This window comes from Shigella sp. SIG3 (assembly GCF_053555855.1).
Genome location: NZ_JBQZXE010000056.1, coordinates 1 through 23,705, shown reverse-complemented (window position 1 = coordinate 23,705; position 23,705 = coordinate 1). Strand labels below are relative to the sequence as shown.

Annotated in this window: 21 protein-coding genes, 2 pseudogenes and 1 other annotated feature; of the genes and pseudogenes, 8 read left to right on the top strand and 15 right to left on the bottom strand. The window is 50.7% G+C overall.

The genetic code is table 11. From position 1 onward, the window contains the following. The first annotated feature begins 179 nt into the window (after positions 1 to 179). From ACUU1I_RS11865 to fadK, 5 genes and pseudogenes are all read left to right on the top strand, one after another. The gene (locus tag ACUU1I_RS11865; protein WP_000692136.1) at positions 180 to 944 is read left to right on the top strand and encodes an electron transfer flavoprotein; all 765 of its coding nucleotides are present in this window, start codon (positions 180 to 182) and stop codon (positions 942 to 944) included. A 19-nt stretch (positions 945 to 963) separates the two neighbouring features. Further along, the gene (locus ACUU1I_RS11860) at positions 964 to 1,902 is read left to right on the top strand and encodes an electron transfer flavoprotein subunit alpha (RefSeq protein ID WP_000080694.1); all 939 of its coding nucleotides are present in this window, start codon (positions 964 to 966) and stop codon (positions 1,900 to 1,902) included. Between the two features lie 55 nt (positions 1,903 to 1,957). Beyond that, entirely contained in the window at positions 1,958 to 3,247 is a 1,290-nt protein-coding gene (locus ACUU1I_RS11855; protein WP_449144840.1) for an FAD-dependent oxidoreductase, read from the top strand. Continuing rightward, the gene (locus tag ACUU1I_RS11850) at positions 3,244 to 3,537 is read left to right on the top strand and encodes a ferredoxin family protein (RefSeq protein WP_000081083.1); all 294 of its coding nucleotides are present in this window, start codon (positions 3,244 to 3,246) and stop codon (positions 3,535 to 3,537) included. Before ACUU1I_RS11855 ends, ACUU1I_RS11850 begins: the two co-directional genes overlap by 4 nt. Before the next feature lie 56 nt (positions 3,538 to 3,593). Next, positions 3,594 to 5,240: pseudogene (gene fadK, locus ACUU1I_RS11845) on the top strand (medium-chain fatty-acid--CoA ligase). A 56-nt stretch (positions 5,241 to 5,296) separates the two neighbouring features. Here the strand turns inward: fadK and ppsA are convergent. Next, a complete protein-coding gene (gene ppsA / locus ACUU1I_RS11840; protein ID WP_000069384.1) occupies positions 5,297 to 7,675 on the bottom strand; it encodes a phosphoenolpyruvate synthase in 2,379 nt (792 codons plus the stop codon). A gap of 331 nt (positions 7,676 to 8,006) precedes the next feature. Between ppsA and ppsR the strand changes: the two genes are divergently transcribed. The 3 genes from ppsR (at position 8,007) to hemP (ending at position 10,366) form a co-directional block, all read left to right on the top strand. Next, the gene (gene ppsR / locus ACUU1I_RS11835; RefSeq protein ID WP_000368046.1) at positions 8,007 to 8,840 is read left to right on the top strand and encodes a posphoenolpyruvate synthetase regulatory kinase/phosphorylase PpsR; all 834 of its coding nucleotides are present in this window, start codon (positions 8,007 to 8,009) and stop codon (positions 8,838 to 8,840) included. Positions 8,841 to 8,996: 156 nt separating this feature from the next. After that, positions 8,997 to 10,043 (top strand): 3-deoxy-7-phosphoheptulonate synthase AroH, encoded by a 1,047-nt coding sequence (aroH, locus tag ACUU1I_RS11830; RefSeq protein WP_001082230.1) that lies wholly within the window; start codon positions 8,997 to 8,999, stop codon positions 10,041 to 10,043. A gap of 131 nt (positions 10,044 to 10,174) precedes the next feature. Continuing rightward, positions 10,175 to 10,366, top strand: a complete 192-nt coding sequence (hemP, locus tag ACUU1I_RS11825; protein ID WP_001270810.1) for a hemin uptake protein HemP — start codon at positions 10,175 to 10,177, stop codon at positions 10,364 to 10,366. A gap of 36 nt (positions 10,367 to 10,402) precedes the next feature. On the opposite strand, the gene selO is transcribed toward hemP, so the two are convergent. The 14 genes and pseudogenes from selO to thrS form a co-directional block, all read right to left on the bottom strand. Then, positions 10,403 to 11,806 (bottom strand): protein adenylyltransferase SelO, encoded by a 1,404-nt coding sequence (selO, locus tag ACUU1I_RS11820; protein WP_000175622.1) that lies wholly within the window; start codon positions 11,804 to 11,806, stop codon positions 10,403 to 10,405. Positions 11,807 to 11,869: 63 nt separating this feature from the next. Further along, positions 11,870 to 12,572: pseudogene (ydiV, locus tag ACUU1I_RS11815) on the bottom strand (anti-FlhDC factor). Between the two features lie 246 nt (positions 12,573 to 12,818). Beyond that, a complete protein-coding gene (locus ACUU1I_RS11810) occupies positions 12,819 to 13,283 on the bottom strand; it encodes an NlpC/P60 family protein (protein WP_001209775.1) in 465 nt (154 codons plus the stop codon). A 77-nt stretch (positions 13,284 to 13,360) separates the two neighbouring features. Next, complete coding sequence (gene btuD / locus ACUU1I_RS11805; RefSeq protein ID WP_000029466.1) at positions 13,361 to 14,110, bottom strand: vitamin B12 ABC transporter ATP-binding protein BtuD; 750 nt, start codon at positions 14,108 to 14,110, stop codon at positions 13,361 to 13,363. After that, positions 14,110 to 14,661 (bottom strand): bifunctional thioredoxin/glutathione peroxidase, encoded by a 552-nt coding sequence (btuE, locus tag ACUU1I_RS11800; protein WP_001154191.1) that lies wholly within the window; start codon positions 14,659 to 14,661, stop codon positions 14,110 to 14,112. The genes btuD and btuE overlap by 1 nt, the downstream gene beginning before the upstream one ends. 62 nt (positions 14,662 to 14,723) lie before the next feature. Continuing rightward, positions 14,724 to 15,704 (bottom strand): vitamin B12 ABC transporter permease BtuC, encoded by a 981-nt coding sequence (gene btuC / locus ACUU1I_RS11795; protein WP_000956528.1) that lies wholly within the window; start codon positions 15,702 to 15,704, stop codon positions 14,724 to 14,726. A 100-nt stretch (positions 15,705 to 15,804) separates the two neighbouring features. Beyond that, positions 15,805 to 16,104, bottom strand: a complete 300-nt coding sequence (gene ihfA, locus ACUU1I_RS11790; RefSeq protein WP_001229265.1) for an integration host factor subunit alpha — start codon at positions 16,102 to 16,104, stop codon at positions 15,805 to 15,807. Between the two features lie 4 nt (positions 16,105 to 16,108). Beyond that, positions 16,109 to 18,496: a phenylalanine--tRNA ligase subunit beta gene (pheT, locus tag ACUU1I_RS11785; RefSeq protein ID WP_000672414.1), complete on the bottom strand. Its 2,388-nt coding sequence runs from the start codon at positions 18,494 to 18,496 to the stop codon at positions 16,109 to 16,111. A gap of 14 nt (positions 18,497 to 18,510) precedes the next feature. Continuing rightward, a complete protein-coding gene (gene pheS, locus ACUU1I_RS11780; protein WP_000018588.1) occupies positions 18,511 to 19,494 on the bottom strand; it encodes a phenylalanine--tRNA ligase subunit alpha in 984 nt (327 codons plus the stop codon). A 208-nt stretch (positions 19,495 to 19,702) separates the two neighbouring features. Further along, positions 19,703 to 19,827 (bottom strand) — a sequence feature (Phe leader region). Beyond that, positions 19,777 to 19,821 carry a pheST operon leader peptide PheM gene (gene pheM / locus ACUU1I_RS11775; RefSeq protein ID WP_001386830.1) on the bottom strand — a complete coding sequence of 15 codons (45 nt, stop codon included), beginning with the start codon at positions 19,819 to 19,821 and terminating at the stop codon, positions 19,777 to 19,779. Its footprint overlaps the feature before it by 45 nt. A 116-nt stretch (positions 19,828 to 19,943) precedes the next feature. Next, positions 19,944 to 20,300, bottom strand: coding sequence for a 50S ribosomal protein L20 (rplT, locus tag ACUU1I_RS11770; protein WP_000124850.1), 357 nt, complete (start codon positions 20,298 to 20,300; stop codon positions 19,944 to 19,946). A 52-nt stretch (positions 20,301 to 20,352) separates the two neighbouring features. Continuing rightward, on the bottom strand, positions 20,353 to 20,550 hold the full coding sequence (rpmI, locus tag ACUU1I_RS11765) for a 50S ribosomal protein L35 (RefSeq protein ID WP_001124225.1): 198 nt from the start codon (positions 20,548 to 20,550) through the stop codon (positions 20,353 to 20,355). 96 nt (positions 20,551 to 20,646) lie between these two features. Then, complete coding sequence (infC, locus tag ACUU1I_RS11760; protein WP_032155788.1) at positions 20,647 to 21,189, bottom strand: translation initiation factor IF-3; 543 nt, start codon at positions 21,187 to 21,189, stop codon at positions 20,647 to 20,649. 3 nt (positions 21,190 to 21,192) lie between these two features. After that, a complete protein-coding gene (gene thrS / locus ACUU1I_RS11755) occupies positions 21,193 to 23,121 on the bottom strand; it encodes a threonine--tRNA ligase (RefSeq protein WP_001144202.1) in 1,929 nt (642 codons plus the stop codon). Positions 23,122 to 23,705: the final 584 nt, after the last annotated feature.

Below are 23,705 nucleotides of genomic sequence, written 5' to 3'. Positions count from 1 at the left end.
GAATAACTATATTGCCGCAAATTGCACTTTTGTTTTAGCAATCGCATTTTTTTTGCAAGATTGTTGGCAAGGAAAACAGCTTGCTCCGTCGAACCCCCCGCACCGCTATCGCACACTATTTTCAGGCCATTTTTACCTTCCATCGGAGATGGTTCCGTATGCGACTCACAGGAGAAATCATGAAAATAATAACCTGCTTTAAGCTGGTGCCTGAAGAACAGGACATTGTTGTCACTCCAGAATACACCCTGAATTTCGACAATGCCGACGCCAAAATCAGCCAGTTCGATCTCAATGCCATTGAAGCTGCAAGCCAGCTCGCAACAGATGACGATGAGATAGCCGCGCTGACCGTTGGCGGCTCATTGTTGCAGAACTCGAAAGTGCGCAAAGACGTGCTATCCCGCGGGCCGCACAGCCTGTATTTGGTGCAGGATGCGCAACTTGAACATGCACTGCCTCTCGATACCGCAAAAGCGCTGGCGGCAGCAATTGAAAAGATCGGCTTCGATTTACTGATCTTTGGTGAAGGTTCCGGCGACCTTTATGCCCAGCAGGTTGGCTTGCTGGTCGGAGAAATTCTGCAACTTCCGGTGATTAATGCAGTGAGTGCTATTCAGCGTCAGGGCAATACACTGGTGATTGAACGCACGCTTGAAGATGATGTTGAAGTTATTGAACTCTCTGTTCCAGCCGTGCTCTGCGTCACCTCCGATATTAACGTGCCACGCATTCCTTCGATGAAAGCCATTCTCGGCGCGGGTAAAAAACCGGTAAATCAGTGGCAGGCAAGTGATATTGACTGGAGCCAGAGCGCGCCACTTGCTGAACTGGTCGGCATTCGCGTACCGCCGCAAACAGAACGTAAGCACATCATTCTCGATAACGATTCGCCGGAGGCCATTGCCGAGCTGGCGGAACATCTGAAGAAAGCCCTGAACTGAAGCCTACGGAGAAGAAACGATGAGTCAATTAAACAGCGTCTGGGTCTTTAGCGATAATCCTGAACGTTATGCTGAACTGTTTGGCGGCGCTCAGCAATGGGGCCAACAGGTGTATGCCATTGTACAAAATACCGACCAGGCGCAGGCAGTTATGCCTTATGGTCCAAAATGTATTTATGTTCTTGAGCAAAACGACGCGCTGCAACGCACTGAAAATTACGCCGAAAGCATTGCTGCCCTGCTGAAAGATAAACACCCCGCTATGTTGCTGTTGGCCGCGACGAAACGTGGTAAAGCTCTGGCAGCACGGTTAAGTGTGCAACTGAATGCGGCGCTGGTGAACGATGCCACGGCGGTGGATATTGTCGATGGTCACATTTGCGCCGAACACCGGATGTATGGCGGGTTAGCGTTCGCTCAGGAAAAGATCAACAGCCCGCTGGCGATCATTTCCCTTGCACCCGGTGTTCAGGAACCGTGCACCAGTGATACCTCTCATCAGTGCCCGACAGAAACGGTACCTTATGTTGCTCCGCGTCATGAAATTCTCTGTCGCGAACGCCGTGCGAAAGCCGCAAGCAGCGTGGACCTGAGCAAAGCAAAACGTGTGGTTGGCGTCGGTCGTGGTCTGGCGGCGCAGGATGACCTGAAAATGGTCCACGAACTGGCGGCGGTGCTGAATGCTGAAGTCGGCTGTTCACGTCCAATTGCCGAAGGCGAGAACTGGATGGAGCGTGAACGTTATATCGGTGTCTCCGGCGTGTTGCTGAAATCCGATCTCTACCTGACGCAGGGGATCTCCGGGCAGATCCAACATATGGTTGGCGGCAACGGCGTAAAAGTGATTGTCGCCATCAATAAAGATAAAAATGCGCCAATCTTCAACTATGCCGACTACGGTCTGGTGGGCGATATCTACAAAGTCGTCCCTGCCCTGATTAGCCAGTTGAGCCGCTAATTCCCCTTTCAACCACATCTCCCGCTGTAAACGCAGCGGGAAGGGAGCATAACGCATGTCGGATGACAAATTTGATGCCATTGTGGTCGGTGCGGGCGTTGCTGGTAGCGTTGCCGCACTGGTCATGGCACGAGCCGGGCTGGATGTCCTGGTGATAGAACGCGGCGACAGTGCCGGATGTAAAAACATGACCGGCGGGCGTCTTTATGCCCACACACTTGAAGCAATCATTCCAGGCTTTGCAGTATCAGCGCCGGTAGAACGCAAGGTCACACGCGAGAAAATCTCCTTCTTAACCGAAGAAAGCGCCGTTACCCTCGATTTTCACCGCGAGCAACCAGATGTTCCGCAACACGCATCTTATACCGTATTGCGTAATCGTCTGGACCCGTGGTTGATGGAACAAGCCGAGCAGGCGGGCGCGCAGTTTATCCCAGGCGTTCGCGTCGACGCGCTGGTTCGTGAAGGAAACAAGGTCACTGGCGTGCAGGCTGGGGATGATATTCTCGAAGCGAATGTGGTGATTCTGGCTGATGGCGTTAACTCAATGCTTGGCCGCTCGCTGGGAATGGTTCCCGCTTCCGATCCGCATCATTACGCTGTTGGTGTTAAAGAGGTTATTGGCCTCACACCAGAACAGATCAACGATCGCTTTAATATTACGGGCGAGGAAGGTGCCGCCTGGCTGTTTGCCGGTTCCCCTTCTGACGGCCTGATGGGCGGGGGATTTATCTATACCAACAAGGATTCCATATCCTTGGGGCTGGTTTGTGGATTGGGTGATATCGCCCATGCGCAAAAAAGCGTGTCGCAAATGCTGGAAGATTTTAAACAACACCCCGCCATTCGCCCGCTGATTAGCGGCGGCAAACTGCTTGAATATTCCGCGCATATGGTGCCGGAAGGCGGTCTGGCAATGGTGCCGCAACTGGTTAACGAGGGCGTGATGATCGTTGGTGACGCCGCAGGCTTCTGCCTGAATTTGGGTTTTACGGTCCGCGGCATGGATTTAGCCATTGCATCGGCTCAGGCTGCCGCCACAACGGTGATCGCCGCCAAAGAACGCGCGGATTTCTCCGCCAACAGTCTGGCGCAATACAAACGTGAGCTGGAACAAAGCTGCGTCATGCGTGATATGCAGCATTTTCGCAAGATCCCGGCGCTGATGGAAAACCCGCGCCTGTTTAGCCAATACCCACGAATGGTAGCCGACATCATGAACGAGATGTTCACCATTGACGGCAAACCAAACCAGCCGGTACGCAAAATGATCATGGGACACGCGAAGAAAATTGGGCTGATCAACTTGCTGAAAGATGGCATTAAGGGAGCAACCGCGCTATGAGCCAGAACGCTACGGTTAACGTCGACATCAAATTAGGCGTCAATAAATTCCATGTTGATGAGGGCCACCCGCATATCATTCTGACGGAAAATCCCGATATCAATGAATTCCGTAAATTAATGAAAGCCTGCCCTGCCGGACTTTATAAGCAGGATGACGTAGGAAACATTCATTTTGATCCCGCCGGTTGTCTGGAGTGCGGCACCTGTCGGGTGCTGTGCGGTAACACTATTCTCGAACAGTGGCAATATCCCGCAGGCACCTTCGGTATTGATTTTCGCTACGGCTAATCATGCATCCCACAGGCCCGCAACTCGGGCCTGATGTTCTGTTTCGAGAGTCCAAAATGAAAGTGACATTAACGTTTAACGAACAACGTCGTGCGGCGTATCGTCAGCAAGGGCTATGGGGCGATGCTTCACTGGCCGATTACTGACAGCAGACCGCTCGTGCGATGCCAGACAAAATTGCCGTGGTCGATAATCATGGTGCATCGTACACCTATAGCGCGCTCGATCACGCCGCGAGCTGTCTGGCAAACTGGATGTTAGCGAAGGGTATTGAATCAGGCGATCGCATCGCATTTCAACTGCCTGGCTGGTGTGAATTTACCGTTATCTATCTTGCCTGCCTGAAAATCGGTGCGGTTTCCGTGCCGCTGTTGCCTTCCTGGCGGGAAGCAGAACTGGTGTGGGTGCTCAATAAGTGTCAGGCAAAAATGTTCTTTGCACCGACGTTGTTTAAACAAACGCGTCCGGTAGATTTAATCCTGCCGCTGCAAAATCAGCTTCCACAACTACAACAAATTGTCGGCGTGGACAAACTGGCTCCCGCCACCTCTTCCCTCTCATTAAGTCAGATTATCGCCGACAATATCCCACTGACCACGGCGATAACGACCCACGGCGATGAATTAGCTGCGGTGCTGTTTACCTCCGGAACCGAGGGTCTGCCAAAGGGCGTGATGCTAACGCATAACAATATTCTCGCCAGTGAGCGGGCTTATTGCGCGCGGCTGAATCTGACCTGGCTGGATGTCTTTATGATGCCTGCGCCACTTGGTCACGCAACGGGCTTTCTGCATGGCGTAACGGCACCATTCTTAATTGGCGCTCGCAGCGTGTTGTTAGATATTTTCACTCCTGATGCGTGTCTCGCGCTGCTTGAGCAGCAGCGTTGCACCTGTATGCTAGGCGCAACGCCGTTTGTCTATGATCTTTTGAATTTACTAGAGAAACAACCCGCAGACCTTTCAGCGCTGCGCTTCTTTCTTTGCGGCGGTACCACAATCCCCAAAAAAGTGGCGCGCGAATGCCAGCAGCGCAGCATTAAATTATTAAGTGTTTATGGTTCCACAGAAAGTTCGCCGCATGCGGTGGTGAATCTCGATAATTCTTTGTCGCGCTTTATGCATACCGATGGTTACGCTGCCGCAGGTGTAGAGATTAAAGTGGTCGATGACGCACGCAAGACCTTACCGCCAGGTTGCGAAGGTGAAGAAACATCGCGTGGCCCCAATGTGTTTATGGGGTATTTTGATGAACCTGAATTAACCGCCCGTGCGCTGGATGAAGAAGGCTGGTATTACAGCGGCGATCTCTGCCGTATGGATGAGGCTGGCTATATAAAAATTACCGGACGCAAAAAAGATATTATTGTCCGCGGCGGCGAAAATATTAGCAGCCGTGAAGTGGAAGATATTTTATTGCAGCATCCTAAAATTCACGATGCCTGTGTGGTTGCAATGCCCGATGAACGTTTAGGTGAACGATCATGCGCTTATGTCGTGCAGAAAGCGCCGCATCATTCATTATCGCTGGAAGAGATGGTGGCTTTTTTTAGCCGTAAACGGGTCGCAAAATATAAATATCCTGAACATATCGTGGTAATCGAAAAACTACCGCGCACTGCCTCAGATAAAATACAAAAGTTTTTGTTAAGGAAAGATATTATACGGCGATTAACGCAGGATGTCTGTGAAGAGATTGAATAAGTTTCATCTTCGGGGATCACATAACCCCGGCGACTGAACGCCGCCGGGGATTTATTTTATTTCTTCAGTTCAGCCAGGCTTAACCAGGTTTGCACCACGGTGTCCGGGTTCAGAGACAGGCTATCGATCCCCTCTTCCATCAACCATGCGGCAAAGTCTTCGTGGTCGGACGGACCCTGACCGCAAATCCCGACATATTTGCCCTGTTTCTTCGCGGCACGGATAGCCATCGACAGCAGTGCTTTCACCGCATCGTTGCGCTCATCGAACAATTCAGACACCACGCCGGAGTCACGGTCCAGACCGAGCGCCAGCTGCGTCATATCGTTTGAGCCAATTGAGAAGCCGTCGAAATATTCGAGGAACTGCTCGGCCAGCAAGGCGTTGGACGGGATTTCACACATCATGATGATTTTCAGCCCGTTCTCGCCACGTTTCAGCCCCTGACGCGCCAGTTCTTCAACCACCGCTTTCGCCTGATCTACGGTACGCACGAACGGGATCATGATCTCAACGTTGGTCAGCCCCATGTCGTTGCGCACACGTTTCACTGCTTCACACTCCAGTGCGAAGCAGTCGCGGAAGCTGTCGGAAACATAGCGGCCCGCGCCACGGAAGCCGAGCATCGGGTTCTCTTCATCTGGCTCGTAACGCTCACCACCGACCAGGTTGGCATATTCGTTCGATTTAAAATCAGAGAGACGGACAATGACGCGCTTCGGATAAAACGCGGCACCCAGCGTCGCGATCCCTTCAGTCAGACGACCAACGTAAAATTCACGCGGAGAATCAAAACCTTTCATCATCTCGCGGATTTCGTTTTGCAACTGCGGTTCCTGATCGTCAAACTCAAGCAGTGCGCGTGGGTGGACGCCAATCATACGGTTGATGATAAATTCCAGACGCGCAAGGCCCACGCCTTCGCTCGGCAGGCAGGCGAAGTCGAAAGCACGGTCCGGGTTACCGACGTTCATCATCACTTTCAACGGCAGATCCGGCATCGTTTCTACGCTGGAGCTTTTCACGCTAAATTCCAGCAACTCCGCATAGACGTAACCGGTATCACCTTCGGCACAAGAAACAGTGACGTTCTCACCGTCTTTCATCCGTTCTGTTGCATCTCCACAGCCCACTACCGCCGGAATGCCCAGTTCACGAGCGATGATCGCCGCGTGACAGGTACGACCGCCACGGTTGGTGACGATGGCAGATGCTTTCTTCATGATCGGTTCCCAGTCCGGGTCGGTCATGTCAGTAACCAGCACGTCGCCAGGTTCGATGCGGTTCATTTCGCTGATGTCATGGATGACTTTCACCGGACCCGCGCCGATGCGATGACCGATAGCACGGCCTTCGGCGATAATCTTACCCTGTGAATGCAGCGTATAACGCTCCATGACCTGACCGCGTGAGCGCACGGTTTCCGGACGCGCCTGCACAATGAACAGTTTGCCGGTGTGGCCATCTTTCGCCCACTCAATATCCATTGGGCGACCGTAGTGTTTCTCAATTTGTACGGCCTGTTTTGCCAGTTCCTGCACTTCTTCGTTGGTCAGCGAGAAGATGTCACGCTGTTCCTGCGGTACGTCTTCGATTTTAACCTGCTTGCCGTGCTCCTGGGTCGGCGCGTAAACCATGCGGATTTTTTTCGACCCCATGGTGCGGCGCACGATAGCCGGGCGATTCGCCGCCAGTGTCGGTTTATGCACGTAAAACTCATCCGGGTTAACCGCACCCTGCACGACCATTTCCCCAAGGCCCCATGCGGAAGTGATAAACACCACCTGGTCAAAGCCGGATTCGGTATCAATGGAGAACATCACGCCAGAAGATGCGAGGTCGGAGCGCACCATCCGCTGAACACCGGCGGAGAGCGCCACGCCACGGTGATCGTAACCCTGGTGCACACGATAAGAGATGGCGCGATCGTTAAACAGAGAAGCAAATACATGTTTCACTGCCACGAGAACGGCGTCAAAACCCTGAACGTTGAGGAAGGTTTCCTGCTGACCGGCAAAGGAAGCGTCCGGCATGTCTTCTGCGGTGGCGGAGGAGCGTACCGCAAAAGAGGCGTTTTCGTCATCGGCGGAAAGCTGTGCATAGGCTTCGCGTATGGCGTTTTCCAGCTCAGGCTGGAAGGGAGTGTCGATAATCCACTGGCGGATTTGCGCGCCCGCTTTCGCAAGCTGAGTAACATCGTCAATATCCGTTTTATCCAGCAGTTCATAAATGCGCTGGTTTACGCCGCTTTGGTCCAGAAACTGGTTAAACGCGTCGGCGGTTGTGGCGAAACCATTCGGAACGGAAACACCCATTCCGGAAAGATTAGTAATCATTTCACCCAGGGAGGCATTTTTGCCCCCAACCCTGTCTACATCATTCATGCCGAGTTGGTTATACCAAAGCACCAGCGGTGACGAGCCATTGTTGGACATCGAACAATCCTTTTGTGATAAATGAACGGTTTGAGAAACACATTTCTGCGCATTTATCTTTGCATATTTTACCGGATGAAAAAAACGGTGAATCGTTCAAGCAAATATATTTTTTTACTTTTTAAGACTGATCCCAGCGTTGCGCAAACCTGCTCTATTCGACAATTTCCACATAAACCATCGGTATAAACGAAACCATAAAAATGAAATGCTGTTTTCATAAAAAATAAAATGAAGGTTCATTTTATAAACCAGACATTACGTCCTACGCTTCTGTGCGCTTTTAATTTATGCTTTCATAGAATTATGTCTGCTTCACGGGAAGAACAAAATGGATAATGCTGTTGATCGCCACGTTTTTTATATTTCTGATGGTACGGCAATAACTGCGGAGGTATTAGGACACGCAGTAATGTCACAATTTCCCGTCACTATCAGCAGCATCACGCTGCCGTTTGTCGAAAATGAGAGCCGTGCACGGGCAGTGAAGGATCAGATTGACGCAATTTATCACCAGACAGGCGTGCGCCCGCTGGTCTTCTACTCCATCGTGTTGCCGGAGATTCGCGCCATCATCTTGCAAAGTGAAGGCTTTTGCCAGGATATCGTTCAGGCGCTGGTTGCCCCGCTACAACAAGAGATGAAACTGGATCCAACGCCGATTGCTCATCGTACCCATGGCCTTAACCCTAATAATCTCAATAAATATGATGCGCGCATTGCGGCGATTGATTACACCCTCGCCCACGATGACGGCATTTCGTTGCGCAATCTGGATCAGGCTCAGGTGATCCTGCTCGGTGTTTCTCGCTGTGGTAAAACCCCCACCAGTCTGTATCTGGCAATGCAATTTGGTATCCGCGCGGCAAACTACCCCTTTATTGCCGACGATATGGATAATCTGGTGCTACCCGCGTCGCTCAAACCGCTTCAGCATAAATTGTTCGGCCTGACTATCGACCCGGAACGTCTGGCGGCGATTCGCGAGGAACGTCGGGAGAACAGTCGCTATGCCTCGCTTCGTCAGTGCAGGATGGAAGTCGCGGAAGTGGAAGCCTTGTACCGTAAAAATCAGATCCCGTGGATTAACAGTACCAATTATTCGGTAGAAGAGATTGCCACCAAGATCCTCGATATCATGGGCCTTAGTCGCCGAATGTACTAGAGAACTAGTGTATTGGTTTGTTTTTTTGTTATCATGCTAACCACCCGGCGAGGTGTGACACACCTCGCACTTGAAATCAGCTGCGATTGGTTTATCGTGATGCGCATCACTTTCCGGTAGTCCTGCCGTAGAAGCAACAAATTTCTGAGACTTGTAATGAACAGAACTGACGAACTCCGTACTGCGCGTATTGAGAGCCTGGTAACGCCCGCCGAACTCGCGCTACGGTATCCCGTAACGCCTGGCGTCGCCACCCATGTCACCGACTCCCGCCGCAGAATTGAAAAAATACTGAATGGTGAAGATAAGCGACTGTTGGTCATTATTGGCCCCTGCTCGATCCACGATCTCACCGCTGCAATGGAGTACGCCACCCGTCTGCAGTCGCTGCGCAACCAGTACCAGTCACGGCTGGAAATCGTAATGCGCACCTATTTTGAAAAACCACGAACTGTTGTCGGCTGGAAAGGGCTAATCTCCGATCCGGATTTAAACGGCAGCTATCGGGTAAATCACGGTCTGGAGCTGGCGCGCAAATTACTTTTACAGGTAAATGAGCTGGGTGTCCCTACCGCGACTGAGTTCCTCGATATGGTGACCGGTCAGTTTATTGCTGATTTAATCAGTTGGGGCGCGATTGGCGCTCGTACTACCGAAAGTCAGATCCACCGCGAAATGGCTTCAGCACTCTCCTGTCCGGTAGGTTTTAAAAATGGTACCGATGGCAACACGCGGATTGCCGTGGATGCTATCCGCGCAGCCCGCGCCAGCCATATGTTCCTCTCGCCAGACAAAAATGGTCAGATGACCATCTATCAGACCAGCGGCAACCCGTATGGCCACATTATTATGCGTGGCGGCAAAAAACCGAATTATCATGCCGATGATATCGCCGCAGCCTGCGATACGCTGCACGAGTTTGATTTACCTGAACATCTGGTGGTGGATTTCAGCCACGGTAACTGCCAGAAGCAGCACCGTCGCCAGTTAGAAGTTTGTGAGGATATTTGTCAGCAAATCCGCAATGGCTCTACGGAGATTGCTGGAATTATGGCGGAAAGTTTCCTGCGCGAAGGAACGCAAAAAATCGTCGGCGGTCAGCCGCTCACTTACGGTCAATCCATTACCGACCCGTGTCTGGGCTGGGAAGATACCGAACGCCTGGTCGAAAAACTCGCCTTTGCGGTAGATACCCGCTTCTGAATGCGTGCCCATTCCTGATGGGATGGGCATTTCTGCGCAACTTGTTGTCTTCTCAACACATTACTGCTTGCTCTGGCCTGCCATAATATTGATAATAGGAATCATTGTTATATCAATTATTATTAATTTTTATGCGTTATACGGATAGCAGAAAACTCACGCCTGAAACGGATGCCAATCACAAGACCGCTTCCCCGCAGCCCATCCGGCGAATTACCAGCCAGACACTGTTAGGTCCGGATGGCAAACTGATTATCGATCATGACGGGCAAGAATATCTGCTCCGTAAAACTCAGGCTGGCAAGCTGCTGTTAACTAAGTAGCCTTTAACTCGAGCAGCTGACTTCCAGCCGTTTACCTCAGTCAGGTGGACGACTGACATAGTCATCATCTCTGTCGCTGAAAGGATTTCGCAACGCCTCATGCAGGCGGTGCAATTCCATCATATCACCCTTTTCTGCCGCTTCAATCGCCCGTTGCGCCAACCAGTTGCGCAATACCAGAGCTGGGTTAACGCTTTGCATCAGTTGTTGACGCTCACTATCGCTAACCTCGTCTTGTTGCAAACGCCCCCGATAACGGGCAAACCAGTCATCAAATGCCGCACGATCAATAAACTCATCACGTAGCGGTGACGCCGCGCTGTGCTGCTCGGTCAGACTCAGCATGCGGAATGTGCGGGTATAATCGCTGCGCTCTCGCGCCATCAGACTGAATAATTCATTCAGTAGCGCGTTATCCTCTTTTTGCTCCGTCATGAAGCCCAGTTTCTGCCGCATCCGTTGTCCATAATGCGTCAACAAAACCTGCTGATAGCTGTCCAGGGCCTCATTCAGGGCATCTACGGCAACAAATGGTGACAATGTCTGCGCCAGACGCTGTAAATTCCACAACGCGACAGCAGGTTGATTATCAAAGCTATAACGCCCTTGATGATCCGAGTGATTACAAATAAAACCGGGTTCGTAATCATCAAGAAAACCAAACGGCCCGTAATCAAGCGTCAGTCCCAGCAGCGACATGTTGTCGGTATTCATCACCCCATGTGCAAAGCCGACCGTCTGCCATTGGGCAATTAACGACGCGGTACGTGCGACAACATCGTTAAACCAGAGACGGTATTTGTCCTCATCGTCTTCAAGATGTGACCAGTAATGACGAATGGCAAAGTCAGCCAACTGACGAACCTTTTCCGGCTCGCGGCGATAGTAAAAATGTTCGAAATGACCAAAGCGCAGATGACTTGGTGCCACACGCATCAGCATCGCGCCTGGCTCCACCGTTTCCCGATACACTGGCGAATCGCTGGTGACGATACTTAACGCGCGGGTCGTCGGAATGCCCAGATAATGCATCGCCTCACTGGCGAGACTTTCTCGTATCGTCGAACGTAAAACCGCCCGTCCATCACCCATTCGCGAATAAGGCGTCAGGCCAGCACCTTTCAGATGCCAGTCCATTGTAGTGCCATCAGCAAGCAGTTGTTCGCCAAGTAAAATGCCGCGCCCATCACCCAGTTGGCCCGCCCAGACGCCGAACTGATGACCACTGTAAACCTGTGCCAGTGGTGACATACCAGGCAGTAGGGTTTCGCCGCCCCAGACACCTGCGGCATTTTTAAACAGCGACGATGGAATACTCAGCGTGTTAGCGAGTTCGGTATTATGCCAAATCAGCCGGGCATTATTTAAAGGCGTAGGGGAAAGTGCTGTATAGGTTTCTGGCAATTCATCGCGCCAGCGGGTAATAAAAGACAGGGTCATAGATCCTATCTGTTTGATAGTGTAGACGGTTACTCTCGTCTTAAACACCAGCAAACAGGAGGGTTATCGCTGAACCAACGTCGTTATCTGATTTATAGGAACGGCAGGCCACAGGCATCCCTGGAGAGCATGGAAATCGAAGGGGGTAATCTGTGCCAATATTTCTGGCGTATCAATGCCCCCCGCGATGATGCAATTGCAACAAGGGGAAATTTGCGCCTGGATCGCACGAATAAACGGTTCGAAGGAGCGATGCGTGATTTGTTCCTTTCTCCAGCATTACGCGGGTGAAAAGACCATCAAAAACCGCTTTCATTGTGCTATTACCTGCTCCCAAATTGCCTAACACAAGGGGATACATTTGCGATAAGGACAAAAGATCGCGATTATCTTTTCCTTCATTGAGATGCGGGTAATTCTCATTAATCAACAGCTCAATAAACGGATATTTTAATAGTTCGCCTGCGTAATTATCCCTGTCTAATAATAATGTAGCCACTTGTGGCGTTAAATTAAGCCAGGCAAAGAGTTTATGTTGAATAAAAAAGTGTTGGCATGATTTTAGTAATTCCAACTGCTCTGAAAATAATTGCCAATGTTGCTCCTCGGTAAGTTGCGCTATAACCCGACTCGTCGGGATACGAACCGTGCCATCTTCACTGGAGAAATGGGTAATTAACTCAACGCCGACAAGGAGTTGCTGGTTATCTCTTATCGGCAGGAAATAGCAATCAGAATGATAAAGATTCTCCAAAAAAATCTTCATGGTAACCGTCCCTCTCGAAGGATGTTTTTCAGTATCCGGCTAAAAGGGATGAGGCCATAAGACATAACAATTACAGAAGGAGTAACTTTCATTTGTTCCATGTTAACCACTTTTTCAGGGGGCCTTTTTTTAGATTATCCTGATTATAAACGAATAATCCATTTACGGAATTTTTGTCTGCAAAATACTACTGTATTCAGGAGTAAATTGACGGCGATGTATCATCGCCGTCAATTTTTCGACACACTAGATTCGTCTCGCCTGCCAGAAATTTTTCTGCCAATAGACATTATCAAGTGAGGAACGCATCACTCCCTTGCTGGTAGAGGCGTGGATAAATTGGTTGTTGGTATCGTAAATACCTACATGCAAACCATTTTGTCCGGAACCCGTTTTGAAAAAGACCAGGTCACCAGGCAGCAACTCGTCTTTATCAATTTGCGTGCCAATAGAGGCTTGTTGTTTGGTTTCACGGGGCAGATGCAAATCGAAACGATCGCGCATCGTCACAACCACAAATCCCGAACAGTCCACACCGCGCCGCGTCATGCCACCATAACGATACGGCGTGCCATGCCAGCTTTGTAGCTGGTCGTTCAAACCGGCAATAACGGTAATCGAATCAGAAAGTCTGGCATTTGGCGGCGGTGCTTTATGGTGGCTACACCCGGCCAGAAACAGTGCTGTGATCAAAATAAGGCAGAAACGCATTCCGTACGGTTCCTCTGTTTTTTATTCTTGCATTAATTTAGCGTCGTAATTACCCGATTTTCGGGATACTAATGAAATCAGATGGTCGAAATCAGCATTCTGTGACCTTCGATATCCAGACGGCGAAAATTCATCCCATAGGCCTGCGCCAGATTTGGCGGCGTGAGCACCTCTTCTCTGCGTCCACTGGCCAGCATTTTTCCACCTTTTAGCAACCACGCCCGATGCGCATGACGCAACGTGTGGTTGAGATCGTGACTGCTCATCACAATCGCCAGTCCTTGCTGACACAGCGCGCTCAGAATTTTGTCTAACGCACTTTGTTGCGCAACATCAAGACTGTTCATCGGCTCATCAAGAAGCAGCAATTGGCCTGCGGGATTGGCTTGTGGTGTGATTTGCAACACCACCGCAGCAAGACGTACGCGTTGCCATTCACCGCCGGAAAGTTGATTGGTGCTACGACCGAGTTTGTCATCAAGAGCCAGCGCCCCTGCGACATCATTCAGTAGTTCGGTACGCGTTTTATCGTGCTGATGCAGTGTCAGGTAGTGCCAGACCGGCATTGCAAACGGCGGCGTCTGCTGTTGTGAAAGATAGGCGCGATGCAGCGCGAGTTTTGTTGCGGACCATGCTTCCAGTGGTTGCCCCGCGAACTGAATGCTTCCCTTACCGCTGGTCATTCCGGCCATTCGCGCCAGTAAGGTACTCTTACCCGCGCCATTCGGCCCCACCAGGTGCAGGATTTCCCCAGCCCGAACCTCGCCTGAAAGCGGCCCCAGGCGGGTAGATTCCGCAACATCCTGTAACTGCATCACAATAGACATTATTTTGCCAACGCCAGTTTAATGCTTTCCATCACAATGGGATCTTCCGGCGTCATATCCGGGGAAAAACGCTGGATGACTTTTCCGTCCCTGCCAACTAGGAATTTTTCAAAATTCCATAAAATATCATCCTGGTACAGCGGTGCACGGCCTTTGCTGACCATACGGGCATAGAATCCGCTCTCTTCCGGCGCGACTGCGGTCGGCGCTGCGGCAATCAATTTTTGATACAGCGGATGGCGTCCTTCGCCATTAACTTCAATCTTACTGAACATCGGGAACGTCACCCCCCATGTGGTGGTACAGTAAGTTTTAATCTCTTCATCGCTGCCCGGTTCTTGTTCCAGAAACTGGTTGCACGGGAATCCCAGCACCACAAAACCTCGATCGGCCCAGGCTTTTTGAATATTCTCCAACTGCTCATATTGCGGCGTTAAGCCACACTTTGAGGCGACATTGACAATTAACAGCACATTACCGGCGTACTTCTCCAGCGTGGTCACTTCACCGTCGATATCTTTCACTACGGTCGTCAGAATGGAATCTTGCATCGTTTCTCCTGGGTGTGGTCAGTAAAAATCTTAGCTTTTAATCATAGACCGTCTTTTTGCGGCTAACGTCCTGCTTTTAACAATAACCAGATAAACACCGGCGCACCCAACGTTGCGGTGACCACGCCAATAGGCAGCTCTGCGGCAGCTAATGCCAGGCGCGCTACAATATCGGCCAGCAGCAATGCGCTCGCCCCTGCCAGCGCGCAGCCGGGAAGTAATACGCGATGATCGGTTAAACCACACAACCGAAGAATATGTGGGATCACCAGACCAATAAAGCCGATAGCACCCGCCAGCGCCACACTGACGCCAACCATCCAGCCGGTCGCTGCCACCAGCACATTGCGCCAGAACCACAGGGGTAAACCCAGTTGCCGCGCCGAGATCTCGCCAAGTGCTAACATATTCATCGGCCTGGACTGACAACAGATCCACAACAACACGGGGATCAATGCCAGCATCAGCCAGCTTTGCCGCCAGTCTACGCCGCCAAAACCGCCCATCATCCAGTACATCAGCTGACGTAAATCAACAGAGGTGGAAAAGTAGATAGCCCACGTCATTAGTGCGCTGCAGATAATCCCTAATGCAACGCCAGCCAGCAATAACCGACTGGTCGAAAGATGACGACGGGCGAAACGTAAGAGTATTAAAGTGATGATAAGCGCGCCAGCAATCGCACACAGCCCTAGCGCCCAGTTGGGGAGTTGCCCTTGCCCAAGCAATACCGCGGCGATAAGCCCCACGCCTGCGCCGTTAGAGACGCCAAGTAGTCCAGGTTCTGCCAGAGGATTTTCAAACAACGCCTGCATTACAGCGCCGGATATAGCCAGCGCCGCACCAACCAGCAATACAGCCAGCGTACGTGGCAGGCGAATTTGCCAGACGAACAGTTCGCCACGAGGAGTAAACCAGTCACCTGGCGAAATCCATTGTTCACCGGCGCAAAGGCTTAAGAGAAGCGCCAGCAGCATCAAAACTGACAGGCATAATAACCAGCGAATATTTTGTCGCTGTTGTTGGCGGGCAAGTGTCAGCATGGTATCCGTTCTGCTGAAGTGTCATGGCGTTGATTTTACGGTGACTCTTCGACAGTGAAAAGAAAAAAGGCCGCATAGCGGCCTTTTTAGTTAGATCAGATTACTCGTCTTTGGGCGAAGCGTTTTCGACCCGGCTTTTTAACTTCTGCCCGGGTCTGAAGGTCACCACGCGCCGTGCTGTAATGGGAATATCCTCGCCCGTTTTCGGGTTACGTCCCGGGCGTTGATTCTTATCACGCAGATCGAAGTTACCAAAACCAGAGAGTTTCACCTGTTCGCCGTTTTCCAGAGCGCGACGGATCTCTTCGAAAAACAGTTCAACCAGTTCTTTGGCATCCCGCTTGCTAAGCCCAAGCTTATCAAACAGATATTCTGACATTTCAGCTTTTGTAAGCGCCATAGGTTCAATCCCTCAATGATGCCTGGAATCGCTCTTTTAATGCCTCTACACATTTGGCGACGGTAGCGGCAATCTCCTCTTCTTCGAGTGTACGGCTGGTATCTTGCAGGATCAGGCTTATGGCGAGGCTCTTATACCCCTCCGCAACACCCTTACCGCGGTACACGTCAAATAAGTTTACGCCAACTACCTGATTTACGCCAACTTTCTTACATTCGGATAAAATATCCGCTGCGGGAACGTTTTCTGCGACCACCACCGCGATGTCACGACGGTTCGCCGGGAAGCGAGAAATCTCGCGCGCCTGAGGCACCACGCGGTCTGCGAGCTTGTTCCACTCCAGTTCGAACACCAGAGTGCGACCGTTAAGATCTAGTTTACGTTCCAGTTCAGGATGAACAACTCCAACAAAACCAATACGTTCACCTTTCAGATAAATCGCTGCGGATTGCCCCGGATGCAGTGCCGGATTCGCTTCTGCACGGAACTCAACCTCATTCAGTTTACCGGTCAGGTCGAGAACGGATTCAAGGTCGCCTTTCAAATCATAGAAATCAACGGTCTCTTTTGCCAGGTTCCAGTGCTCTTCGTAACGGTTACCGCAAATCACACCGGCTAACATCAGATCCTGACGAATGCCCAACGGTGCCTGAGTATCTGGTACGAAACGCAGACCGCTTTCGAAAATGCGCACACGGTTCTGCTGACGGTTCTGGTTGTACACCACGGTTGCCAGCAGGCCGGTCCACAGAGAAAGACGCATTGCTGACATTTCAACAGAGATCGGGCTTGCCAGCAGTAAGGCTTCAACGCCTGGATGGATCATCTGCTGCACTTTCGGATCAACGAAGCTGTAGGTGATCACTTCCTGATAGCCTTTGTCGTTGAGCAGCGTTTTCACGCGCTTGAGCGACAGGTCAGCTTCACGGTGAGTACCCATAATCAGGCTTGCCTGTACCGGCTCATCCGGGATGTTGTTGTAGCCGTAAACACGCGCGACTTCTTCGACCAGATCTTCTTCAATCTCCATATCGAAACGCCAGCTCGGCGCAACTGCCTGCCATTCGTCTTTGCCTTCGGTCACTTCGCAGCCGAGACGACGCAGAATGTCAGTTACCTGCTCATCAGCAATATGATGGCCTATCAGGCGATCCAGTTTGCTACGACGTAGAGTGATGGTTGCACGCTTCGGCAGCGTTGCTTCGTTGGTGATATCAATTACCGGGCCAGCCTCACCACCGCAGATGTCGATCAGCAGACGGGTCGCACGTTCCATCGCTTTGTGCTGCAGTACCGGATCAACGCCACGCTCATAACGGTGAGACGCATCAGTATGCAGGCCATGACGACGAGCACGACCGGTGATAGACAGCGGGCTGAAGAAAGCGCATTCCAGCAAGACGTTTTGCGTTTCGTCATTCACGCCAGAGTGTTCGCCACCAAAGATGCCGCCCATCGCCAGCGCCTTGTTGTGGTCGGCGATGACCAGAGTGTCAGCATTCAGCTTCGCTTCAGTGCCATCAAGCAGCACCAGCGTTTCGCCCTCTTTTGCTATCCGCACCACAATGCCGCCTTCAATGCGATCTTTATCGAAAGCGTGCATCGGCTGGCCCAGTTCGAGCAGTACATAGTTGGTGACGTCAACAACTGCATCGATAGAACGGATCCCGCAACGACGCAGTTTTTCTTTCATCCACAGCGGAGTTGGCGCTTTAACGTTAATGCCTTTTACCACACGGCCAAGATAGCGCGGGCAGGCTTCCGGCGCTTCGACTGTAATCGGCAACGTGTCGTCGATGGTCGCACCAACCGGAACGATTTCCGGTTCAACCAGCGGCAGCTGATTCAGCACGGCAACGTCACGCGCAACACCAATGATACCTAAGCAGTCGGCACGGTTTGGTGTCACGCTGATTTCGATCGTGTTATCATCGAGTTTCAGGTATTCGCGGATGTCGGTGCCAATCGGCGCATCCGCAGGCAGTTCGATAATGCCACTGTGATCGTCAGAAATTCCCAGCTCAGAAAAGGAGCACAGCATCCCTTCAGACGGTTCGCCACGCAGTTTCGCCGCTTTAATTTTGAAATCACCCGGCAGAACAGCACCAATGGTAGCTACCGCCACACGCAGGCCCTGACGGCAGTTTGGCGCACCGCAGACGATGTCCAGCAGGCGATCGCCGCCGACATTCACTTTTGTCACACGCAGTTTGTCAGCGTTCGGATGCTGCGCACACTCAACCACTTCACCAACGACCACGCCGTGGAAGCTACCGGCAACCGGTTCTACACCGTCAACTTCCAGGCCCGCCATAGTGATTTGATTCGCCAGCGTATCGCTATCAATCGCCGGGTTCACCCATTCGCGTAACCACAGTTCACTGAATTTCATAATCTATTCCTGCCTTATTTAAACTGTTTGAGGAAACGCAGATCGTTTTCGAAGAATGAACGCAGGTCGGTGACGCCGTAACGCAACATAGTCAGACGCTCCATCCCCATCCCGAAGGCGAAACCAGAGTAAACTTCCGGGTCGATGCCAACGTTACGCAGCACGTTCGGATGCACCATCCCGCAGCCCAGCACTTCCAGCCATTTACCGTTTTTACCCATGACGTCAACTTCTGCAGAAGGCTCGGTAAACGGGAAGTAGGAAGGACGGAAGCGAATCTGCAAATCTTCCTCAAAGAAGTTACGCAGGAAGTCGTGCAGCGTGCCTTTCAGGTTGGTAAAGCTGATGTTGGTATCAACAATCAGACCTTCCATCTGATGGAACATCGGCGTGTGAGTCTGGTCGTAGTCGTTACGATAAACACGGCCAGGCGCGATGATACGAATCGGTGGCTGCTGGGCTTTCATGGTGCGGATCTGTACGCCAGAGGTCTGGGTACGCAGCAGGCGGGTAGCGTCAAACCAGAAAGTGTCGTGGTCAGCGCGCGCCGGGTGGTGACCAGGAATGTTCAGAGCATCGAAGTTATGATAATCGTCTTCGATTTCCGGCCCGGTTGCCACGGTAAAGCCAAGCTCACCGAAGAAACTTTCGATACGGTCGATGGTACGGGTAACCGGATGCAGACCGCCGTTTTCAATGCGACGACCTGGCAGAGAGACATCAATCGTTTCCGCCGCCAGACGCGCATTCAGTGCAGCGCTTTCCAGTTCCGCTTTACGCGCATTCAGCGCCTGCTGAACCTGCTCTTTCGCTTCGTTGATAACCGCACCAGCTGCCGGACGCTCTTCTGGCGGCAGCTCACGCAGGGTCGTCATCTGAAGGGTTAAGTGCCCTTTTTTACCCAAATATTCGACGCGCACATTATCTAACGCGGCAACATCTGACGCCTGGCTAATGGCCGCCTTCGCACTGGCAACCAGTTCTGCGAGATGTGACATGGTTTTCCTCATTGTGTCAGTGGTGACACTGGTTCGTTGGACTTAGAGCCTATCCCATCAGGCTATTTTACTTGCCATTTTGGTCCCGGGCAGTGCTCGAAATCCTCACGTACTTAAGTACGCTCCGGTTTCTCCGCACTGGCCGTGTCCAGACTGGCTGCGACAATTACGCCTGATAGACTGGCTTTTTATTTTTCAAAACGCGCATACAAAAAAAGCCTCCACTGGGAGGCTTTCAGGCGCTGTTTTCCGTTTCTCTTCTCACGCGCTAGCCTCCTGGATTCAGGTGCTAAAGTAAAAAAAGAAGCGGAAAATAGCAGCATTCATTGCTTGCGTTACCTTTTGGTACTCTTCAAAAGACCTTTATTGAAAAGGCTACGGCGATAAAAGTCAATGTTTTGATGGCGTTGAAACGAAAAGAGGGAGACTAGCTCCCTCTTTCAACTGGCTTATGCCAGAGCTGCTTTCGCTTTTTCAACCAGAGCGGTGAACGCTACTTTGTCGAATACTGCGATATCAGCCAGGATCTTACGGTCGATTTCAACAGAGGCTTTTTTCAGGCCATTGATGAATTTGCTGTAAGAAATACCGTTCTGACGTGCTGCTGCGTTGATACGCGCAATCCACAGTTGACGGAACTGACGCTTACGTTGACGACGGTCACGGTAAGCATACTGACCAGCTTTGATAACAGCCTGGAAGGCAACGCGGTATACGCGAGAACGCGCACCGTAGTAGCCTTTAGCTTGTTTCAAAATTTTCTTGTGACGTGCGCGTGCAATAACACCACGTTTTACGCGAGCCATATGTGCTCTCCTGTATCTATATTCTAATTAAAAAGTTAAAAACGTTAACGGCTTATGCGTACGGCAGGCACGCGATTACCAAGCCCAGATCGCCTTTGGAAACCATGGCTTTCGGACGCAGGTGACGTTTACGTTTGGTCGCTTTTTTAGTCAGAATGTGACGCAGGTTAGCGTGCTTGTGCTTAAAACCACCTTTACCGGTTTTTTTGAAGCGCTTAGCAGCACCGCGTACGGTCTTAATTTTTGGCATTTTAATAACTTCCACTTCGCATTGTTAATAAACGAAACAAAGGCGAACAATGCCTGTGAAGCCCAAAGGCTCCACAGATAGTGCTACTTGAAGGCCTTACTGTTTCTTCTTAGGAGCGAGCACCATGATCATCTGGCGGCCTTCGATCTTCGTTGGGAAGGATTCGACTACTGCCAGTTCTTGCAAATCGTCTTTCACGCGATTAAGCACTTCCATACCGATTTGCTGGTGCGCCATCTCACGACCGCGGAAACGCAGCGTGATTTTGGCTTTATCACCCTCTTCGAGAAAGCGAATCAGGCTGCGGAGTTTTACCTGATAGTCGCCTTCATCTGTACTAGGACGGAATTTAATTTCCTTAACCTGGATAACTTTTTGCTTTTTCTTCTGTTCCTTAGAAGACTTGCTCTTTTCATAGAGGAATTTGCCGTAATCCATTATACGACAAACCGGCGGCTCGGCGTTAGGGCTGATCTCGACTAAGTCTACTCCGGCTTCTTCTGCTTTCTCCAGAGCTTCTCTCAGACTCACAATACCAAGCTGCTCGCCTTCCAGACCTGTTAAGCGAACTTCCTGGGCGCGAATTTCGCCATTGATACGGTTAGGGCGCGCCGTTTGAACTCGTTTTCCGCCTTTAATACCTTATTCCTCCAATTGTTTAAGACTGCGGCTGCGAATCTCTTGTTGCAGCTTCTCGATCACTTCATTTACGTCCATACTTCCCAGGTCTTTACCACGGCGGGTGCGAACGGCAACTTTGCCTGATTCCACCTCTTTATCACCACAGACCAGCATATATGGGACGCGACGCAAAGTGTGCTCGCGGATTTTAAAGCCAATCTTCTCATTTCTCAAGTCTGCTTTAACACGAATGCCCGCATTTGATAGTTTTTGCGTCAATTCGTTAACGTATTCAGACTGTGAATCGGTAATATTCATGATAACAACCTGAACTGGCGCAAGCCAGGTCGGGAAGAAACCAGCGAATTCTTCGGTCAGGATACCGATGAAACGCTCCATCGACCCCAGAATTGCGCGGTGAATCATTACCGGTACCTTACGCTCGTTGTCTTCGCCCACATAGGAGGCGCTCAGACGAGACGGCAAGGAGAAGTCCAGCTGTACTGTACCGCACTGCCATGCACGATCGAGGCAGTCATACAGGGTAAATTCAATTTTCGGACCGTAGAAAGCGCCTTCACCCAGTTGATATTCAAACGGGATGTTGTTTTCTTCCAGCGCAACCGCCAGGTCCGCCTCAGCACGATCCCACATTTCGTCGCTGCCAATACGTTTTTCAGGACGAGTGGAGAGTTTGACGACGATCTTCTCGAAGCCAAAAGTGCTGTACATATCATAGACTAAACGGATACATCCGTTAACTTCATCGCGAATTTGTTCTTCAGTACAGAAGATATGCGCGTCATCCTGGGTAAATCCACGCACGCGCATCAGGCCATGCAGCGAACCTGACGGCTCGTTACGGTGGCAGCTACCAAACTCGGCCATACGCAGCGGCAGATCGCGATAAGACTTCAGCCCCTGGTTGAAAATTTGTACGTGACCCGGGCAGTTCATCGGCTTAATGCAGTATTCACGGTTCTCAGAAGATGTGGTGAACATTGCATCTTTGTAGTTGTCCCAGTGACCGGTTTTTTCCCACAGGACACGGTCCATCATGAACGGACCTTTAACTTCCTGATACTGGTACTCTTTCAGTTTAGAACGAACAAACACTTCCAGTTCACGGAAGATGGTCCAACCGTCGTTGTGCCAGAATACCATACCCGGCGCTTCTTCCTGCATATGGTACAGGTCGAGCTGTTTACCGATTTTACGGTGGTCGCGTTTCGCGGCTTCTTCCAGGCGCTGCAGGTAAGCGTTAAGTGCTTTTTTGTCTGCCCACGCCGTACCGTAAATACGTTGCAACATTTTGTTGTTGCTGTCGCCACGCCAGTAAGCCCCTGCCGTTTTCATTAGTTTGAAATGATGGCAGAAACGCATGTTCGGTACGTGCGGACCGCGGCACATATCGACATATTCTTCATGGAAGTACAGACCTGGCTTGTCATCATGGGCGATGTTTTCGTCAAGAATGGAGACTTTGTAGCTCTCCCCACGGTTGGCGAAAGTTTCACGCGCTTCGTGCCAGCTGACTTTCTTCTTAATGACGTCGTAGTTTTTCTCAGCAAGCTCATGCATCCGCTTCTCGAGTGCTTCGACATCTTCCTGGGTTAACGTGCGGTCAAGATCAACGTCGTAATAAAAACCGTTGTCAATAACCGGGCCGATTGCCATTTTGGTATGCGGCCAAAGTTGTTTAATCGCATGCCCTAACAGGTGCGCACAGGAGTGACGAATGATCTCCAGACCTTCTTCGTCTTTGGCGGTAATGATCGACAGTTGTGCGTCGTTTTCAATCAGATCGCAAGCATCAACCAGTTCGCCATTAACGCGCCCTGCGATACAGGCTTTCGCCAGACCTGGACCAATGTCCAGCGCAACATCCATGGGGCTTACAGCGTGGTCGTAATGGCGTTGGCTGCCATCAGGAAGAGTTATAACAGGCATTTTATATCCTTATTTGCAGTGGTGACCCACACGAAAGATCACATACAAAGAAAAATTTGTTTATTAACAGTTCATTGCGAAACCATCTAGCCAACAAATGCTAAATTGGTTCGCAATCAGGTACACAAATGAAAGACATTAACCTCTCACCTTCCACCCGGTTGAACGATGTTAACACTAAAAAAAGGGAGATTGTACCTTTCCGTTTCACATTGATTCGATTCGCAATTCGTTTGTAGTGAGTACACCAGCAAAACGCTTAAAGAACCACTGATAACATCACGGTGCGTCTGAAAGGTTTACTGCGAGCGGATTTACAGCAGCATAAACTGAATCCAGCAAAGTTCGTTGCGTGATTTGGCGGTAGTATTTTAAACGCTCATGAGATTAATGACGAAGTGGTCATATCACAATGATAAAAGTGACACAATTCTTATAACAATTTTTCGTGCACATTTCGTTCTGGCGATAATAATTAATCATCATCCTCAAAACCTCCAGATATATATAAGGCGAATAGATTATGAGTCAAAACGATATCATTATCAGAACTCATTATAAGTCTCCTCATAGATTGCACATCG

Coding starts and splice junctions, on each gene's coding strand:
- thrS (WP_001144202.1), bottom strand. CDS start 23,121: ATGCCTGTTATAACTCTTCCTGATGGCAGCCAACGCCATTACGACCAC.
- btuC (WP_000956528.1), bottom strand. CDS start 15,704: ATGCTGACACTTGCCCGCCAACAACAGCGACAAAATATTCGCTGGTTA.
- btuD (WP_000029466.1), bottom strand. CDS start 14,110: ATGTCTATTGTGATGCAGTTACAGGATGTTGCGGAATCTACCCGCCTG.
- ACUU1I_RS11850 (WP_000081083.1), top strand. CDS start 3,244: ATGAGCCAGAACGCTACGGTTAACGTCGACATCAAATTAGGCGTCAAT.
- pheT (WP_000672414.1), bottom strand. CDS start 18,496: ATGAAATTCAGTGAACTGTGGTTACGCGAATGGGTGAACCCGGCGATT.
- rplT (WP_000124850.1), bottom strand. CDS start 20,300: ATGGCTCGCGTAAAACGTGGTGTTATTGCACGCGCACGTCACAAGAAA.
- ppsR (WP_000368046.1), top strand. CDS start 8,007: ATGGATAATGCTGTTGATCGCCACGTTTTTTATATTTCTGATGGTACG.
- btuE (WP_001154191.1), bottom strand. CDS start 14,661: ATGCAAGATTCCATTCTGACGACCGTAGTGAAAGATATCGACGGTGAA.
- hemP (WP_001270810.1), top strand. CDS start 10,175: ATGCGTTATACGGATAGCAGAAAACTCACGCCTGAAACGGATGCCAAT.
- selO (WP_000175622.1), bottom strand. CDS start 11,806: ATGACCCTGTCTTTTATTACCCGCTGGCGCGATGAATTGCCAGAAACC.
- ACUU1I_RS11865 (WP_000692136.1), top strand. CDS start 180: ATGAAAATAATAACCTGCTTTAAGCTGGTGCCTGAAGAACAGGACATT.
- ACUU1I_RS11855 (WP_449144840.1), top strand. CDS start 1,958: ATGTCGGATGACAAATTTGATGCCATTGTGGTCGGTGCGGGCGTTGCT.
- rpmI (WP_001124225.1), bottom strand. CDS start 20,550: ATGCCAAAAATTAAGACCGTACGCGGTGCTGCTAAGCGCTTCAAAAAA.
- aroH (WP_001082230.1), top strand. CDS start 8,997: ATGAACAGAACTGACGAACTCCGTACTGCGCGTATTGAGAGCCTGGTA.
- pheS (WP_000018588.1), bottom strand. CDS start 19,494: ATGTCACATCTCGCAGAACTGGTTGCCAGTGCGAAGGCGGCCATTAGC.
- ACUU1I_RS11860 (WP_000080694.1), top strand. CDS start 964: ATGAGTCAATTAAACAGCGTCTGGGTCTTTAGCGATAATCCTGAACGT.
- ppsA (WP_000069384.1), bottom strand. CDS start 7,675: ATGTCCAACAATGGCTCGTCACCGCTGGTGCTTTGGTATAACCAACTC.
- ACUU1I_RS11810 (WP_001209775.1), bottom strand. CDS start 13,283: ATGCGTTTCTGCCTTATTTTGATCACAGCACTGTTTCTGGCCGGGTGT.
- ihfA (WP_001229265.1), bottom strand. CDS start 16,104: ATGGCGCTTACAAAAGCTGAAATGTCAGAATATCTGTTTGATAAGCTT.